The 16,499-nt window shown below is 54.4% G+C and carries 20 protein-coding genes; 9 read left to right on the top strand and 11 right to left on the bottom strand.

Going from position 1 to position 16,499, the window contains the following annotated elements:
• Positions 1-38: 38 nt before the first annotated feature.
• On the bottom strand, positions 39-1,064 hold the full coding sequence (gene purR / locus AC0IXH_RS07585) for an HTH-type transcriptional repressor PurR (protein ID WP_013201936.1): 1,026 nt from the start codon (positions 1,062-1,064) through the stop codon (positions 39-41).
• 284 nt (positions 1,065-1,348) lie between these two features.
• On the opposite strand from purR, the gene cydH reads away from it, so the two are divergent.
• Complete coding sequence (gene cydH, locus AC0IXH_RS07580) at positions 1,349-1,438, top strand: cytochrome bd-I oxidase subunit CydH (protein WP_041691995.1); 90 nt, start codon at positions 1,349-1,351, stop codon at positions 1,436-1,438.
• A gap of 43 nt (positions 1,439-1,481) precedes the next feature.
• Here cydH and AC0IXH_RS07575 read toward each other — a convergent pair whose 3' ends face one another.
• Positions 1,482-2,321 (bottom strand): C40 family peptidase, encoded by an 840-nt coding sequence (locus tag AC0IXH_RS07575; RefSeq protein WP_053143553.1) that lies wholly within the window; start codon positions 2,319-2,321, stop codon positions 1,482-1,484.
• Between the two features lie 372 nt (positions 2,322-2,693).
• On the opposite strand from AC0IXH_RS07575, the gene AC0IXH_RS07570 reads away from it, so the two are divergent.
• Positions 2,694-3,032: a Grx4 family monothiol glutaredoxin gene (locus tag AC0IXH_RS07570; RefSeq protein ID WP_013201938.1), complete on the top strand. Its 339-nt coding sequence runs from the start codon at positions 2,694-2,696 to the stop codon at positions 3,030-3,032.
• 53 nt (positions 3,033-3,085) lie between these two features.
• On the opposite strand, the gene AC0IXH_RS07565 is transcribed toward AC0IXH_RS07570, so the two are convergent.
• The 5 genes from AC0IXH_RS07565 to AC0IXH_RS07545 form a co-directional block, all read right to left on the bottom strand.
• Positions 3,086-3,931, bottom strand: coding sequence for an NAD(P)-dependent oxidoreductase (locus tag AC0IXH_RS07565; protein ID WP_471720280.1), 846 nt, complete (start codon positions 3,929-3,931; stop codon positions 3,086-3,088).
• Positions 3,932-3,979: 48 nt separating this feature from the next.
• Positions 3,980-4,627: a ribonuclease T gene (gene rnt, locus AC0IXH_RS07560; protein ID WP_013201940.1), complete on the bottom strand. Its 648-nt coding sequence runs from the start codon at positions 4,625-4,627 to the stop codon at positions 3,980-3,982.
• 105 nt (positions 4,628-4,732) lie between these two features.
• Positions 4,733-5,140, bottom strand: a complete 408-nt coding sequence (gloA, locus tag AC0IXH_RS07555) for a lactoylglutathione lyase (RefSeq protein ID WP_013201941.1) — start codon at positions 5,138-5,140, stop codon at positions 4,733-4,735.
• 171 nt (positions 5,141-5,311) lie between these two features.
• Positions 5,312-6,415: an alkene reductase gene (gene nemA, locus AC0IXH_RS07550; RefSeq protein ID WP_134824010.1), complete on the bottom strand. Its 1,104-nt coding sequence runs from the start codon at positions 6,413-6,415 to the stop codon at positions 5,312-5,314.
• A 44-nt stretch (positions 6,416-6,459) separates the two neighbouring features.
• On the bottom strand, positions 6,460-7,053 hold the full coding sequence (locus tag AC0IXH_RS07545) for a TetR/AcrR family transcriptional regulator (protein ID WP_346594747.1): 594 nt from the start codon (positions 7,051-7,053) through the stop codon (positions 6,460-6,462).
• Between the two features lie 175 nt (positions 7,054-7,228).
• Here AC0IXH_RS07545 and AC0IXH_RS07540 point away from each other — a divergent pair, with 175 nt between their 5' ends.
• On the top strand, positions 7,229-7,468 hold the full coding sequence (locus AC0IXH_RS07540; protein ID WP_041691996.1) for a DUF1289 domain-containing protein: 240 nt from the start codon (positions 7,229-7,231) through the stop codon (positions 7,466-7,468).
• 24 nt (positions 7,469-7,492) lie between these two features.
• On the opposite strand, the gene AC0IXH_RS07535 is transcribed toward AC0IXH_RS07540, so the two are convergent.
• From AC0IXH_RS07535 to AC0IXH_RS07525, 3 genes are read right to left on the bottom strand one after another with little or no spacing between them, the layout of a single operon-like run.
• Positions 7,493-9,511, bottom strand: coding sequence for an FUSC family protein (locus AC0IXH_RS07535; protein WP_471720279.1), 2,019 nt, complete (start codon positions 9,509-9,511; stop codon positions 7,493-7,495).
• The gene (locus AC0IXH_RS07530) at positions 9,508-10,365 is read right to left on the bottom strand and encodes an efflux RND transporter periplasmic adaptor subunit (RefSeq protein WP_151037601.1); all 858 of its coding nucleotides are present in this window, start codon (positions 10,363-10,365) and stop codon (positions 9,508-9,510) included. Before AC0IXH_RS07530 ends, AC0IXH_RS07535 begins: the two co-directional genes overlap by 4 nt.
• A 4-nt stretch (positions 10,366-10,369) precedes the next feature.
• Complete coding sequence (locus tag AC0IXH_RS07525) at positions 10,370-10,606, bottom strand: DUF1656 domain-containing protein (RefSeq protein ID WP_013201948.1); 237 nt, start codon at positions 10,604-10,606, stop codon at positions 10,370-10,372.
• A gap of 146 nt (positions 10,607-10,752) precedes the next feature.
• Between AC0IXH_RS07525 and slyA the strand changes: the two genes are divergently transcribed.
• Positions 10,753-11,190, top strand: coding sequence for a transcriptional regulator SlyA (slyA, locus tag AC0IXH_RS07520; RefSeq protein ID WP_041692287.1), 438 nt, complete (start codon positions 10,753-10,755; stop codon positions 11,188-11,190).
• A gap of 32 nt (positions 11,191-11,222) precedes the next feature.
• On the opposite strand, the gene slyB is transcribed toward slyA, so the two are convergent.
• The gene (gene slyB / locus AC0IXH_RS07515) at positions 11,223-11,690 is read right to left on the bottom strand and encodes an outer membrane lipoprotein SlyB (protein WP_013201950.1); all 468 of its coding nucleotides are present in this window, start codon (positions 11,688-11,690) and stop codon (positions 11,223-11,225) included.
• A 278-nt stretch (positions 11,691-11,968) separates the two neighbouring features.
• On the opposite strand from slyB, the gene anmK reads away from it, so the two are divergent.
• The 5 genes from anmK (at position 11,969) to pdxY (ending at position 16,480) form a co-directional block, all read left to right on the top strand.
• Entirely contained in the window at positions 11,969-13,090 is a 1,122-nt protein-coding gene (anmK, locus tag AC0IXH_RS07510) for an anhydro-N-acetylmuramic acid kinase (protein WP_471720278.1), read from the top strand.
• Positions 13,091-13,111: 21 nt separating this feature from the next.
• Entirely contained in the window at positions 13,112-13,423 is a 312-nt protein-coding gene (locus AC0IXH_RS07505; RefSeq protein ID WP_013201952.1) for an MliC family protein, read from the top strand.
• A 65-nt stretch (positions 13,424-13,488) separates the two neighbouring features.
• On the top strand, positions 13,489-14,145 hold the full coding sequence (gene pdxH, locus AC0IXH_RS07500; protein ID WP_013201953.1) for a pyridoxamine 5'-phosphate oxidase: 657 nt from the start codon (positions 13,489-13,491) through the stop codon (positions 14,143-14,145).
• Between the two features lie 136 nt (positions 14,146-14,281).
• The gene (gene tyrS / locus AC0IXH_RS07495) at positions 14,282-15,556 is read left to right on the top strand and encodes a tyrosine--tRNA ligase (RefSeq protein WP_134824016.1); all 1,275 of its coding nucleotides are present in this window, start codon (positions 14,282-14,284) and stop codon (positions 15,554-15,556) included.
• Between the two features lie 63 nt (positions 15,557-15,619).
• Positions 15,620-16,480: a pyridoxal kinase PdxY gene (gene pdxY / locus AC0IXH_RS07490; RefSeq protein ID WP_134824017.1), complete on the top strand. Its 861-nt coding sequence runs from the start codon at positions 15,620-15,622 to the stop codon at positions 16,478-16,480.
• The last annotated feature ends 19 nt before the right edge of the window (positions 16,481-16,499 follow it).

Below are 16,499 nucleotides of genomic sequence, written 5' to 3'. Positions count from 1 at the left end.
TGTGCCGAGGGAGAATTCGCCCTCAGCACTGAGCGGGACTAGCGGCGATAGTCCAGGAAGGGACCATCGGCAACCGAACGGCGTTCGATCAACGTAGGATGTACTTCAATCGTCTGCGGTTCTTCACGCTTGCTGGTGATACGATCTAACAGCATATCGAAGGCGGTTTCGCCCAGCTGTTCTTTTGGCTGGTGAACCGTGGTCAGGGCCGGTGTGAAGTAACGGGCGTTGCGTACGTTATCGTACCCGATCACCGATATATCCTGCGGAACGCGCAGGCCCATCTCATCAGCCGCACAAATTGCGCCCATCGCCATCACATCGCCACCGCAGAACACCGCCGTTGGACGCTGCTTCTGCGAGAGGATTTGCTGCATCGCCTGGTGACCTGATTCAGGTTCGAAATTGCCCTGAACCAGCCACTCGTCACGCAAGGTAATCCCCGCTTCAGACAATGCTTTCATAAATCCGGCAAGACGGCCACCGCCGGTGTTACGCTCCATCTGACCGGGTATGACACCAATATCTCGATGCCCACGGTCGATCAGATAACGGCCAGCCAGATAACCGCCTTCAAAGGCGTTGTCTTCTACCGTATCGGTAAAGTCACCGCGCGATTTGCCCCAGTCCATCACCACCATAGGAATATTGCGGTTATCTTCTAGCATGGTGATCAGCTCGTCCGGGTATTCGGAACACATCACCAGCAGGCCATCCACGCGTTTCTGCGCCATCATCGACAGATAGGCCTGCTGCTTGGCAAGATCATTGTGGGCGTTACCGAGGATCAGCGTGTAGCCTTTGGCAAAACAGCGGTTTTCAATGGCTTCAATAATTTCGGCGAAATAGGGCGCCTCGCTCGAAGTAGCCAGCAGCCCGATGGTTTTGGTGTGATTCACCTTCAGACTACGGGCAACCGCGCTGGGTGAATAGTGGAGCGCCTTAATGGCGGCCCACACGGCTTCCCGCGTTTCTTCTGCAACGAAACGGGTCTTGTTGATGACGTGGGAGACGGTGGTGGTGGACACCCCGGCTTGCTTTGCCACATCTTTAATTGTTGCCATGAAATAACTACTCCTGCGCCTATCTTAACTGTTTGATAAGCCTGTTGTTAATCGTTTGCCTGGTGAGATCGAAAACCTGACGTCTGAAGTCGTTTTTTAGTTGCTGTCCGGAGTCGTCAGGAAGGAAAAAGCGCTGATTAAAGACCGCTAAACACCTTAAGGTGCGGGCCGTTGCGCAACAAAAAAAGAATTCTAACAAGGCTTGGCAGAGAAAACGAGATTTTTACCGTCAAGTATGGGAAAATTGATGGCATCATAAACTGTAGGGCTATTTAGGATTAAAAATGGATACCGATCTGAAGTTCTCTTTACTGACCACGGTTTGCGCACTGTTGATGATTATGGCGTTTAGCTTCACCGCGATTATGCATTAAGTGCAAACAGGGCCGGTCTGACGATCGGCTCTGAGTATTTCCGCTATCGAATGGTTTTTGGCGTCATCATCCGGCGGGCACCAATATAGTGGCGCTGCCAGTAATCATCTGCCAGAGCGCTGACCTGAATATCCTTGCCAGTACGTGGCGACTGAATAAACTTCCCACCACCCAGATACACGCCAACATGATCTGCCGTCTCGCGCCCGTTAATGCGGAAGAAGACTAAATCGCCTTTCTCCAGCTCATCACGCTTTATCGAAGCCGCATCATGCAGGTGATACATCTCATTCGCCGTGCGCGGGATTTTAAACTTCACTAAATCCTTGTAGGCATACCACACCAGGCCGCTGCAATCGAAGCCGGTTTTAGGCGACGTTCCGCCCCATTGGTAAGGTTTACCCAGCTGGCCCATCAGTTTGGTCATCGCGGTTTCACGGGCTTTTTGATAGCGGGCGCGGTGAGCTTTACTTAACTTTAATGGCGCAGAAACAGAGTCTGACGTCAGCTCTTCAGCAGTATCGACAACCTTGCCACGATGGCGGCCATAGCGTTTTTTTCCGGCGTTTAAGGTGGTTTTCTTTTTGTATTTGCTGGAGTGCAACGGGGCAGTCTGAACAGAGGCGGTTTGCAGCGAAGGTTTCTTTTTAAGCTTCAACTTTTGTACTGAGGTTAAGCGAGATTTTTTGCTGGTGGATTCTTTAACTTTTTTGGTGCTGTTGGCTTTAACCGGTCGGCGTTTACGTCGCTCATCCTCTCGGGCAGGCGTGCCGCTATCTGCCTTATGATGATTTGCATTAATAGGGGCATGTGGCGATGCGTGCGCCATATTGAAAAACAGCTGGGCAAAGGCCAGCATGAAGAGCGTGATAAGTAAACGCATCGTTACCATTAACAGTTTGTGCTACGACCAGAGGCCACAGCTTGCCAGAAACAGGGAGTTCTGCCTTTCAGCAGCGTCATTTTGCAATTCTAATCTAACTCATTAACAAAAGGTAAGGTCTTTTTTGTTTCAATGATACAGAGCAAGTAAAAACTGTAAAAATTAGCCAAATCAGCTGTTTATCTGCGCAAAACCTGTGCTTTTCTCATGCATTAATCCAGCGAAAGCAATAGGAAAATGTTATTTTAACGCTATCGCCTGCACGCTGGCGGCTCTGAGGGCGTGCCCAACTGTTAAAAAATGTCGTTTTCATCGGGCCCGCACAGTCGCTACAATAAATAGACACGAAGTATCCGATTAAGGAAGCCATTTATGAGTACTATTGAAAAAATTGAGCGCCAGATAGCAGAAAACCCGATTCTGCTGTACATGAAAGGCTCACCAAAACTGCCAAGCTGTGGCTTCTCTGCCCAGGCCGTTCAGGCACTTTCAGCCTGTGGCGAGCGTTTTGCCTACGTTGATATTCTGCTGAACCCAGAAATTCGTGCTGAGCTGCCTAAATACGCCAACTGGCCAACCTTCCCACAACTGTGGATTGACGGTGAACTGGTCGGCGGTTGCGACATCATTATTCAGATGTACCAGCAGGGTGAACTGCAGCAGCTGATTAAAGATACCGCGCAAAAATACCCTTCTGACGCCGCTGAATAAGCCCGTCAGAAGCAGAAAAGGCAGGCGTGATGAGCGCCTGCCTTTTTTTATGCTTATTTTTGCTGCTGCAGAAAAGCGTTAAGCAGATCGGTGAAATCTCCGCCTTGTTGCTGATCCTCAGCCATCTGACGGCAGAAGGTGGCAAGGGCGTGAAAAAGCGGCTCGTCGGGCAATTCGCGGCCATTTAACGTCGCAATCTCTTCCATTTCTGGCGCCCAGCGCCAGGCCTTGCTGTACATATCCGGAATAGCCTTGCGCAAACGCGCCAGCAGTGCCGGCTGGCTCGCCTCCATTTCCTCAAGCAGTGCTCCGGCAGCGCCCACCCGACTGGCGTTAATCAGCATCAGCGCAGACAGCAAGGTGATGCCTTTATTGATCCCGGCGTAGGACATTTTTAACGCCGACGCCGCGCCAGTCTGCGCCTGCATGATTTTGACCCGCAATCCGAACCTCTCCAGTTCCGCCAGAGAGTCAGCCCGATCGCCCGCAAACCAAAATTGCGGACTTTCATCTTCAGGGGACGCCGGCGGCAGACCGATAATCGCGCCATCGACAAACCCCGCGCGGGTAGGCGCAATCGTTGCGGCAACCCGTTTCAGGGTATCTTCACCGATGGCATTGCAGTCGACATAAAGGGGTTTGGTCTGGGCAGCACTCAGCAGAGGAGCCAGAAACTCCGCCAGCGTCACCGCTGAGGCGGGAGGGACGATAGAGAGGATGACATCGGCGCGCATCAATTCTTCCGCACTGACCGGCGTCATCCCAGCCTGTTTAGCGCGTTCAGCTGTTGCCTGGGAACGACCTTCGATTAAGGTCAGCACTTCAAGATGATGGTGGGTGAGCAGCCCGGCAATGGCAGATCCCATGGCACCGGGCGCAACGACAGCAATTGTTTTCATTCAGCATCTCCACATTAGGTCAGCAGAGTATGGCTGAAAGTTAGCAGGCTAGCTTTCTTCTGCGATCGGCAGCGGCCAGCCACCGAGGCGTTTCCAGCGGTTTACCAGTTCACAGAACAGGTCGGCAGTCTGCACGGTATCGTACAGCGCGGAGTGTGCCTGGCTGCTGTCAAAGGCCATTCCCGCAGCGGCGCAGGCCTTGGCCAACACGGTTTGTCCCAGCACCAGTCCGCTCAGTGCCGCCGTATCGAAGGTCACGAAGGGGTGGAACGGGTTGCGCTTTAACCCTGCACGGTCAGCAGCGGCATTGGTGAAATTAAGGTCGAAGGTGGCATTGTGGGCCACCATAATGGCGCGATTGCAGCCGTGATCCTTAATCCCTTTGCGCACCAGTTTAAAAATGGCATGCAGGGCATCATATTCACTCACTGCACCGCGCAGCGGATTCGACGGATCGATACCGTTAAAAGCCAATGCTTCGGGTTGCAGAATGGAACCTTCAAACGGCTCAACGTGGAAATGGAGCGTTTCGTCCTTCTCCAGCCAGCCATTCTCATCCATTTTCAGGGTGACGGCGGCTATTTCCAGTAATGCGTTGGTCTTCGCATCAAAACCGGCGGTTTCCACATCAATTACTACCGGATAAAAACCGCGAAAACGGCTGCTGAGGGCGTTCAGTTCGTTCGATTCAGACATCAGGATCTCATTGGCGAAAAAATGCAGCGCGCATTATGGCAAATTTCACCACGAGATGCAGCAGGGGAAGGGGGAAGAAGGGTGCCATTATGGCACCCCGGAACATTAATCACCCAGGCCGTGGCCAGCGTGCTTGTTCTCAATCAGTTCAATCTTGTAGCCGTCCGGATCTTCAACAAAGGCGATGATGGTGGTGCCACCTTTAACCGGGCCAGCTTCACGGGTGACGTTACCGCCATCATTGCGAATACGATCGCAGGTCGCTGCAACATCATCAACGCCCAGCGCGACGTGGCCGTAAGCGTCGCCCAGGTTGTAGCTGTCTACGCCCCAGTTGTAAGTCAGTTCGATAACAGCGCCTTCGCTCTCATCGGTGTAACCCACAAACGCCAGAGTGTATTTATATTCGGTGTTTTCACTGGTACGCAGCAGGCGCATACCCAGCACTTTGGTATAAAAATCAACGGAACGCTGCAGATCGCCAACGCGAAGCATGGTGTGAAGTAAGCGCATAACATCCTCTTGGTGTAAAACGTCATCATCCGATAACGGGGAAAAAATAAGTATAGCGACGATTTGCCCGCAGGGTAATCAGAAGGCTCTGTCTGCCGGGAAATTCATCAACTTGCGGTGATAAAAGAAAAGGCCGCGCTCAGCGCAGCCTGTTTATCACGCAATCGGGTATCAGCCCGCGAGGGTTGGGTAGTCGGTATAACCTTCCGCGCCGCCGCCGTAGAACAGCTCAGGGCGAGGATCGTTCAGCGGGGCATTTTCACGCAGACGCTCTACCAGATCCGGGTTAGCGATGTACACGCGGCCAAAGGCAGCGGCATCAATCAGCCCTTTTTCGATCAGGTCTTCGGCTTTATCCGCCGTGTAGGCACCTGCACCAACAATTACGCCGGGATACACCGCGCGAATCGCTTTACGGAAGGCTTCGCTGTACGGCTTGCCACCGGCCCAGTCGGGCTCGGAGATATGCAGATAGGCCAGGTTACGTTTAGCCAGTTCAGCGATGTAATACAGCGCTGCAGCTTCCTGATCTTCACCGTTGTCCAGGCCGTTGAATGGGCCCAGCGGAGAAATACGGATACCAATACGATCCGCGCTCCAGCCTGCGATCGCGGCATCAACCACTTCCAGCGCAAAGCGGGTGCGGTTTTCAACGCTGCCGCCATAGATATCGTTACGCTGGTTGGAGGCCGGGGACAGGAACTGGTGGATTAAGTAACCGTGTGCAGAGTGCAGTTCAACCAGATCGAAATCCGCTTCACGGGCATTCTCCACCGCCTTGCGGAAATCAGCGACGACGCCCGCAATTTCATCCAGCTCAAGGGCACGTGGTGTGGACGTCGCTTCACGGATAGCCTGACCTTGCTCATCACGCAACGAGGTGCGGGTTTCTGCATTGATAGCAGAAGAGGAGATCGGCGCTTTGCCTTCTGGTTGCACGCTGGTATGCGAAATACGGCCGGTGTGCCACAGCTGTACTGCGCTGTGACCGCCATCCTGGTGGATCCCGGCGTTAATCGCTTTCCAGGCAGCAATCTGTTCGGAAGAGTGCAGGCCAGGCGCACCGGCATAGCCTTTGGCCTGGGCAGAAATTTGGGTTGCTTCAGAGATGATCAGTCCGGAACTGGCGCGTTGGCGATAGTATTCGCCCATTAACGGCGTTGGGACATCACCCGGTTCAATGCTACGCAGGCGAGTCAGTGGCGCCATAAATACGCGGTTCGGAACGGTGATCGCACCCAATTTTAACGGGGTAAACAGCTTCTTCAATTCCATTACTTACTCCTGGTAGACCGGTCGACTAGTCATGGTGTTTTTTTTTAATGTGGTTCTGGCAGCATCCGCGTCATCTCCTCCCACGCATTCACCAGCGGCGAACTGTCACGGGAGATTTTACTTTGCAGACTGGCACCCAGCCACAGCATATAAAGATTCTGTGCGCAGGCTTCAGAGGAGTTGACCAGAGTCAGTGTTCCTTGTTGCACCGCACGTTCAACTGCCTGCTTTAGCGTGGCGATCAGCGCTTTAGAACCGGCATCTAGTGCGATACGCATCGGTTCAGACAGATCGCACACTTCAGCTGACAGTTTCACTGATAAGCAACCTGCGAAGGCACTTTCCTGACAGAAAGTATTCAACGATTGCTGGTAATAATCGAGGATGCGTTGGCGTTGATTGCCCTGATGATCATCCAGAAACGCCTGAAGACGTTGATGATAAACGGCAAAATAACGTTCAAGCATCGCTACTCCAAACGCCTCTTTTGAGGGGAAGTAGTGATAAAACGATCCTTTTGGCACTTCAGCCACTTTCAACAGCTCGATCAATCCCATGCCATTGAAGCCGCGCTGTACGCACAACTGTTCTCCGGTAAGCAGGATATGTTCTCGGGTGTCGGATCGAATCGTTTTCATGGCGCACAGAGTAACAGACCGATCGGTCTGTTACAAATCGGCCGGGTTCCGCCCGGCACAAACTGCTCATTCCGGCACCAGGGCGTGTGGGTATTGGATAAAAAAACGGCACTCAGACTTGCAGACAACCGATAACCGATCTTCAATAGAGGCATTGCATCCATCAGGAGGGGCAGTGGCTGAACAACTTGAGTTTTTCCCGGTGCCAAGTCCCTGTCGCGGGATTTGCCAGTCAGACCAACGCGGATATTGTCGCGGTTGCCTGCGCAGTCGTGACGAGCGATTCAACTGGATGAAGTTTACCGATGCGCAAAAGCGGGAGGTTATTCGCCTCTGCCGCCAACGTTTCCTGCGCCTGCAACGGGCCGGGAAAGTGGATCTGCCGGAAGAACCCGAGCAGCCGACGCTATTTTAGGTCGGGACTCACCTGGCCGATGTCTTACGCAGGCGCGCGCGCGCCTTCTGGCAGCGCCTGCTGAAGTTGCGATAGCGAACAGAACAACCGCCAGATAATCCCCGCCAGCTCCGTTTCCCGTGCTCCGCCTTCCGCCGCTAACGACGTCACCATCGCCTGCAATTCATCCAGCGTTTCGGTCAATGAACCGTGATGAACGCCACGCTCGCTGATAATTTGATGGAGATCGCGCAGGGTGGCATCGCGTATCGCCAGCAATGTCGGGGAATTGGAATCCCATTCCCTCAGTTGCCAGACAATATGTGAACAGTTAAGCAACACCACACCCCAGCGTAACAGCCATAGCCTGGCCTGATCGTCCCGGCTGCTGTTGAGCTGATTGATGCGGTGATAAATCAACGATTCGAAACTGCTCTGGCTGAGGTGGGGACGGCGGCTGAGCTGGTCAAGAAATTCCCGACGCAGTGCGCGGATATGCCGGCGGCTGCGGCGCTTATCAGAACTGGGACGCAGGATCTGGAACGCCAGCCAGGCCAGCATCACGCCGCACACCTTGGCGATATTGTCATTCAGGAAAGACTGATAGTCGTAGGTAGGCGGATTAGTGACGGCGAGGAATGAGCCGCCAAATACAATCAGTTGAGCCCACAGGCTGGCCCGTTTTTTTTGCTGCAACTTAAACAGCTGCAGCGTGATCAGCAACGGGAACAGGAAAATCAAAAACTGCCACAGCACGCTGACCTGCACCATCAGACCAAATTTGATGATAAAGCTGAACACGGACAACAGCATCAACGTTTTTAACAGTAAGGAAACGCTGTTGGTAGGCGAAGGCACCGACGAGTAAAGCACACAGCTGATCGCCGCTAAGGTGATGGCGGCATCCCCGGAATCCCACTGCGTTGTGATGGTAAACGCGCACCCGAGCATGATGACCACGAAGGTTCTCAGTGCGCTCCAACTGGCTTCAGCGCTGTCGGTGTGGCGGGCAAGGGCGGGGACAGCAGGCGGCGACAGGCTGGTGTCGGCATCTGCCCGTTCAAATAATCGCAGCCAGCGGCTGATATTCAGATACATCCAGCAGAAGTAGCGCAAGCGGTGCCAGAAAGCCTGATGGCGGTAATCGCCTTTATCGCCTGGCGCCGCCGCGCTAAGGATCTGCGCCAGGCGGTATTTACTGCAGTCACTTTTTGCCAGCTCGTTAAGCAATTCATGCATTGCGGTAAACAGCACGTCTGGCGGATCGGGCCAGTTCAACAGCATGCGGCGCAGGCTGGAAATCACGCTGGTCATGCGCAGCTGCTGGTGCAGCACGTAATTAAGCACGTTGTTCTGTCGCCGGAAGCGGTAATGGCTCCAGAACGCCTGAATGCGCAACAAATTCATGGTCAGGATTTGGCTGATGACACTTTCGTGAGCACTGCGCACATTGTCCGTGGTTTCCTTTTGCAGCAGTAATCCGGCATGTTCCAGCAGCTTGGTGTGCATGTCGTTCAATGACTTAATCAGCGCATCGCCGTCTGAGGTGCTGGGCAGGACCATCATCATCAGCCCGCCGCACAAAATGCCGGAGATCACCTCACACACCCTGGCCTGGGTAATATCCCACAGATCGTTGATGTCGGTGATATTCACCGTAGTGAAGGCAATGATGGCGGCGGTGTAGCCCGCCAGCGAGAAGGCATAGGCGACGTTATTCTGATAATGGTTAGCAATCCAGGTACAGAGCGCCAACCAGGCGGACATCGCCAGCGCAAACAGCCAGGGCTCATTCAAGGTGTGACCGGCAATCAGTAACGCGGCGCTGGCACCCAGCAGGCTGCCGGCAATACGTCCAAGGCTTTTACTGATCACGCCACCGACGGTAGGAAAGCTGACCACCGCTGCGGAGGTCATTGCCCAGTAGGGTTCATCAAGCTGCAGACCATAAGCTATGCTCAGCGCCAGACACATGGCGATGGCGTTACGTAAAGCGTAGCGCCACTGACCGCGGGTCGCTTTTATCCATGGCAGATTCTGCCATTCCAGCCAGCTCAGGTTCATGGCTGAACAGAAACGGTGCAGGTGGTGCCAGCGACCAGCGGCAGATCTTCCGGAACGTCAGTCAGGCGGATACGCACCGGCACGCGCTGCGCCAGGCGCACCCAGGGAACGTTGGGTTTGATATCGGGTACCAGGCCGCTGTCTGTCTCCACGCTCTGGTCATAGATTGCGCGACCAATACTTTCGACTTCGCCCTGCAGTTCGCGATCGTCGCTATACAGCCGGATAGAGGCTTTGTAGCCCGGACGAATATGACGCAGTTTGGTTTCTTCGAAGTAGCCCATGACATAGAACGAGTGGCTGTCGACCAGCGCGAAAACCGGCGTGCCGCTGGTGGCATAATTGCCCGGGCGGATCACCAGATTGCTGATCCAGCCATCTGTCGGCGCGGTAATCTGGGTCTGTGACAGGTTCCAGTTGGCCTGATCCAGCTCTGCCTGCGCGGCTTTGGCTGCGGCATCCATTCCTTTAGCCGTAAGGTTGGCGGCATCCAGGTCTTCAGCGGAAATGACATTGCGCGGCAGGCTTTGGCGACGACGGGCCTCGTGCTGCGCTTTGACTAAGTCAGATTGCGCCTTTGCTAATTGAGATTGAGCATTTAACACGGCAATGCGAAAGGGTTCATCATCCAGCACTAAGAGTTTGGTGCCTTTGGTAACGAACTGGTTATCTTTCACCAGCAGTTGCTCAATGCGGCCAGACACCTGCGGCGTAATGTTTACCAGTTCGGCGCGGACTTTGCCGTCTCGTGTCCAGGGCGACTGCATATAGTAGTTCCACAGCCACCAGCCGGCGAGCAGGGCAGCAGCAAAGAAAATAACCGTGGAAAAATATTTTAACGTGCTGAATTTCATGCGATCACCAGGAGATAAGCAGCCACAGCGAAGCGCTGACGCAGAGAATAAAAAGGGAGAGGTCTAACAGCGTGGGATGCCAGATTTCGCCTGAATAGATCCAGCCTCGCAGCAGCGGATGGAGCAGCAACCAGATGAAAAAGCCCAGCAGCACGGCCTTAAACAGCGGTGGAAAATAGACCGAAGCACCGAACACTAAATCGGTTAGCGGTGATGGAGATGAAAAATGTGCGTTATCCACGGAAGAAATCCTTCTTGCCTGGCCGTTAACGGCGCCGGGTAATCAATACGTTTCATGACGGATGAATTTGTATTTTGTCCTGTAAACTCGCAGAATAGTCTAAAATGAGGCTTAATAGCTAGCAAGCTAATTATAAGGAGATGAAATTGGATACCCCTTTAGGATCAGACCTCTCGCGATTGGTGCGTATCTGGCGGTCATTGATTGACCAACGCCTTAAACCACTGGAACTGACACAAACACACTGGGTAACGCTGCACAACATACACCAGTTGCCACCGGATCAGTCTCAGATCCAACTGGCCAAAGCGATTGGCATCGAGCAACCTTCACTGGTCCGCACGCTGGATCAGCTGGAAGAGAAGGGGCTGATTACCCGCACAACCTGCGCAAGCGACCGTCGTGCGAAGCGTATCAAACTGACGGTAGAAGCAGCGCCGGTTATCACTCAGGTTGAGCATGTAATTGATGCGACCCGTGATGATATTTTGTCTGGCATCTCACAAAGCGAGATAGACAAGATGGTGACGTTGATTGCCCGTCTGGAAAAGAACATTCTCGAACTGCAAAATCGGGATGAATAAAAAAACCGGCAATTGCCGGTTTTTTTTATCACTTAGCGTGGTGAAACGGTGACCTGGCTACCATTTGACGCCATGGTCACACGCTGACCAACAGCATAACGGCTGGCCGCTTGTTTCTGAACCACCATAATGGTGTTGCCATCATCCTTACGGATTTCCAGCTCCACACCCTGCGATTTATTGACCGCGCCCTGCACGCCCTGACCCGCAACGCCACCGGCAACAGCACCTGCGGCAGTCGCCAGACTGCGACCCGTACCGCCACCCAGCGTATTACCGAGGAAGCCACCGAGCACGGCACCGCCGATTGCGCCGATCACATTACTGTCATCACCGCCCTGGATTTGTACCGGACGTACGGAAACCAGCGTACCGTAAGTGACGTTCTGCACCTGCTTGGCTTCAGAGGCGCTGTAAACATCGCCAGAAAGCGTGTCAGTGTTGGTGCATCCTGCCAAAGTCACGCCGGTCAGTGCCACGATTAATAAGCGCTTTATCATCGTTAAAACTCCTTAGTTATCCATTAGCTGCCGTCAGCTGTGCAGCGATCAATAGGGTAATTATATGTTACGAGCCGAAGATTCGGGGAAAAAAACTGCTGAGGTAAGTGTACCGCAGCACGAATAAACCCCGACTCAATCAGCTGCAAAATTGACTCAACCACGCCAGAAAACGCTACAGGCTCCAAAAATGGCTAGTTAATCATAGAATTGCCTGGTTAATTTTGCGAGGCTATATGCAGGATCCTTTTTACACCTAAAGCAGGTAAGGCGAAACCATGAGATCAGGACGTTATATCGGCGTTATGTCCGGAACCAGCCTGGATGGCATTGACGTGGTGCTGGCGGCGATAGATGAGCGTATGGTGGCGCAGCAGGCCAGCTACTGTCATCCGCTGCCTGCCGCCTTGCGCCAGGCAATTTTATCCATCTGCCAGGGACAGTCGTTAACCCTGTCACAGCTTGGACAGATTGATACGCAGTTGGGCAGGGTATTTGCCGAAGCGGTTCAAACCCTCATCCAGCGTGAAGGGTTAGAGCGTGAGGACATCACCGCGATTGGTTGCCACGGACAGACCGTCTGGCACGAACCGCAGGGTGAGGCGCCAAACACGCTGCAAATTGGCGATAATAACCAAATTGTTGCCGCTACCGGGATCACCGTGGTGGGCGACTTCCGCCGTCGCGATATGGCCCTAGGCGGACAGGGCGCACCGCTGGTTCCCGCCTTCCACCAGGCGATCCTGATGCATCCCGAAGAGCGTCGGATGGTGCTGAACATTGGCGGTATTGCCAATCTGTCTCTGCTGATCCCCGGCAAGCCCATCGGCGGCTACGATACCGGCCCGGGCAATATGCTGCTTGATGCGTGGATCTGGCGCCATCAGCAAAAAAGCTACGATAAAGACGGCGAATGGGGCGGTCAGGGCAGTGTGGTCATGCCGCTGTTGCAACAGATGCTGGCCGATCCGTGGTTTGCGTTGCCGGCACCGAAATCCACCGGCCGTGAGTATTTCAATATGAGCTGGGTAGAACAACAGCTCTCACTGTTCCCGGGCCTGCAACCGCAGGATGTTCAGGCCACGCTGGTGGAACTGACGGCCACCACCATTGCCGAACAGGTGATGCTGAGTGGCGGCTGTGAACGCTTGTTGGTCTGCGGCGGCGGCAGCCGCAACCTGATGCTGATGTCACGTTTAGGATCTCTGCTGCCGGGAACCGAAGTGGGCACCACCGACGAAGCCGGGATCAGCGGCGATGATATGGAAGCACTGGCGTTTGCCTGGCTGGCCTATCGCACGCTTTCAGGTCTGCCCGGCAATCTACCGTCCGTCACGGGTGCCAGAGAAGCCTCAGTGCTTGGGGCGATCTATCCGGCTAATCCAGGCCATTACCGCTAAACACTGTCCACCGGAGAGAAAATGAAACGCATTTTGTTAGTCACCACCGCGGCGTTATTGTCAGGCTGCAGCTATTTCCACGCTGAGCCGGAACAACTGAAAACCCTGCATTACACCTGCGGCACCTTACCGTTAACGGTCAGCCTTGATAATGCGCGCCAGGAGGTTAACCTTATCCTTGATGGCAATCCGCTGACCTTAAAACAGCAGGAGGCCGCTTCCGGCACGCGCTACAGTGACGGGAAATATGTTTTCTGGTCGAAAGGTGACGGCGCATTTATCGAGCGTAACGATAAAATCATTATCAATGACTGTCGCCTGGACGCCAGTTAAGCCGTTGAAACCCATTGGGATCGGGCGCACAATGTGCCATCCCCCTGTCAGCAGAAGCCTGAGCGATGAACGAGAGTGATAACCTGCAGCAGATTGCCCATCTGCGCCGTGAATATACCCGTGGCGGCCTGCGCCGTAACGATCTGCCTGCCGATCCGCTGGCGCTGTTTGAACACTGGCTGGGCCAGGCGGTGGACGCCCAACTGCCGGATCCGACGGCGATGAGCGTGGCCACCGTTGACGAGCACGGCCAGCCTTATCAGCGCATCGTGCTGTTAAAGCATTTCGACCCGCGCGGCATGGTGTTCTACACCAACCTCGGCAGTCGGAAAGCGCATCATCTGGAAGCCAACCCGCGCATCAGCCTGCTGTTTCCCTGGCACATGCTGGAGCGACAGGTGATGGTGCTCGGCACGGTGGAAAAGCTGTCGATGATTGAGGTGTTGAAATACTTCCACAGCCGTCCGCGTGAGAGCCAGATTGGTGCCTGGGTGTCAAAACAGTCCAGCCGCATTTCTGCCCGTGGCGTGCTGGAAGGCAAATTCCTCGAGCTGAAGCAAAAGTTCCAGCAGGGCGAAGTGCCCTTGCCGAGCTTTTGGGGCGGATACCGCATCAAAATTGACTCGATGGAGTTCTGGCAGGGCGGTGAACATCGCCTCCATGACCGTTTTTTCTACCAGCGTGATGCTGACGGCTGGAAAATCGACCGACTCGCCCCGTAATTCCGCGAAATAATCCCGTTAAGCGCTGGCACAGAGTGCGTCAGCGCTTTATTCTATATGCCTTATTTTTTCTTCCGCGAGTCAGCGGAAAGCTGTGTACCAGCTAAGGTGCAGACTTTTCTACATGGAGTCACAGATGGCCAGCAGTAACCTGATCAAACAATTGCAAGAGCGCGGGCTGATAGCCCAGGTAACGGATGAAGACGCGTTAGCAGAACGACTGGCGCAAGGGCCAATCGCGCTGTATTGCGGCTTCGATCCTACTGCCGACAGCTTGCATTTGGGCCATTTGGTGCCGTTACTCTGCCTGAAACGCTTCCAGGATGCCGGTCACCGTCCGGTGGCGCTGGTGGGCGGCGCAACCGGCCTGATCGGTGATCCGAGCTTCAAGGCGGATGAGCGTAAGCTCAACACCAGCGAAACGGTCGGCGAGTGGGTCGAGAAAATTCGTCACCAGGTTGCACCGTTCCTCGACTTTGACTGTGGCGATAACAGCGCGATTGCGGCCAATAACTACGACTGGTTCGGCAACATGAACGTGCTGACCTTCCTGCGTGATATCGGCAAGCACTTCTCCGTTAACCAGATGATCAATAAAGAAGCGGTTAAGCAGCGTCTGAACCGTGACGATCAGGGCATCTCGTTCACCGAATTCTCTTACAACCTGTTGCAGGGGTATGACTTTGCCTGCCTGAACGAGCGTCACGGCGTCGCGCTGCAGATTGGCGGCTCGGACCAGTGGGGCAATATCACCTCCGGTATCGATTTGACCCGTCGCCTGCATCAGAATCAGGTCTTTGGCCTGACGGTTCCGCTGATCACAAAGTCGGACGGCACCAAATTCGGTAAAACCGAAGGCGGCGCGGTGTGGCTGGATGCCAGCAAAACCAGCCCGTACAAGTTCTACCAATTCTGGATCAACACCGCTGACGCCGACGTCTATCGCTTCCTGAAGTTCTTCACCTTCATGAGCCTGGAAGAGATCAACGCGCTGGAAGAAGAAGACAAAAACAGCGGTAAAGCCCCACGCGCGCAGTATGTGCTGGCGGAGCGGGTCACCCGTCTGGTTCACGGCGAGGAAGGTCTGGCCGCGGCAGAACGTATTACCAAAAGCCTGTTCTCTGGCTCGCTGAGCGAAATGACCGAAGCCGACTTTGAACAGCTGGCGCAGGACGGCATACCGTTTGTGGCGCTGGATCGCGGTCAGGATCTCCAGCAGGCGATGGTCGATGGCGATTTGGCCCCGTCACGCGGTCAGGCGCGTAAGCTGATCGAATCCAAAGCGGTCAGCATCAACGGCGAGCCGCAGTTGAGCGCTGAATATACCTTTGCCGAGACCGACCGCCTGTTTGACCGCTTTACGCTGCTGCGTCGCGGCAAGAAAAACTACTGTCTGATCGTCTGGAAGTAATAAAACAACCTCTATCAGGCCGGCTTGTCCGGCCTTTATTTTTGGCAGGGTTCAGGTTTCGCTATGAAAAACATACTTTCTATCCAATCCCATACCGTTTTTGGTCATGCCGGAAACAGTGCTTCCGAATTCCCTATGCGTCGTATGGGCGCAAACGTTTGGCCGCTGAACACCGTGCAGTTCTCTAACCACACGCAATACGGCAAATGGGCCGGCATGGTCATGCCGGCCACGCATCTGACGGAGATTGTGAAAGGGATTGCCGAGATCGATCGGCTGAAGACCTGCGATGCGGTGTTGAGCGGCTATCTGGGTTCCGAAGAGCAGGGCGAGCAGATTATGGAGATCGTCCGTCTGGTGAAAGCGGCAAATCCGGATGCGTTGTATTTCTGCGATCCGGTGATGGGACACCCGGAAAAAGGCTGCATCGTGGCACCTGGCGTGGCCGAGTTTCATACCAAAGTGGCGATGCCCGCCAGCGATATCATCGCACCGAACCTGATCGAGCTCGAAATCCTCAGTGGCCACGCGGTAAACAACGTTGAGGAAGCGATCGCCACGGCGCGCGAACTGATTGCTCAGGGACCGAAACTGGTGCTGATTAAGCATCTGGCCAGGGCCGGACAGCGCAGCGATCGCTTTGAGATGCTGCTGGTTACTGCGGATGAAGCCTGGCATATCAGCCGTCCGCTGGTCGATTTTGGCGTGCGTCAGCCGGTTGGCGTGGGTGATTTGACCAGCGGCCTGCTGCTGGTGGATATCCTGCAGGGCAAATCGCTGCGCGAGGCGCTGGAGCATATCACCGCAGCGGTATATGAAGTGATGCTGAAAACCCATGAGATGGGCGAGTATGAGCTGCAGCTGGTTGCAGCCCAGGATGCCATTGCCAATCCTCAACAGCATTTTGGTGCGATGAAGCTCTGATGGTTTTCCCCCTCAGCCG

It is taken from the genome of Erwinia sp. AC075 (assembly GCF_979253995.1).
This window is presented reverse-complemented; position numbering and strand designations above follow the sequence as displayed.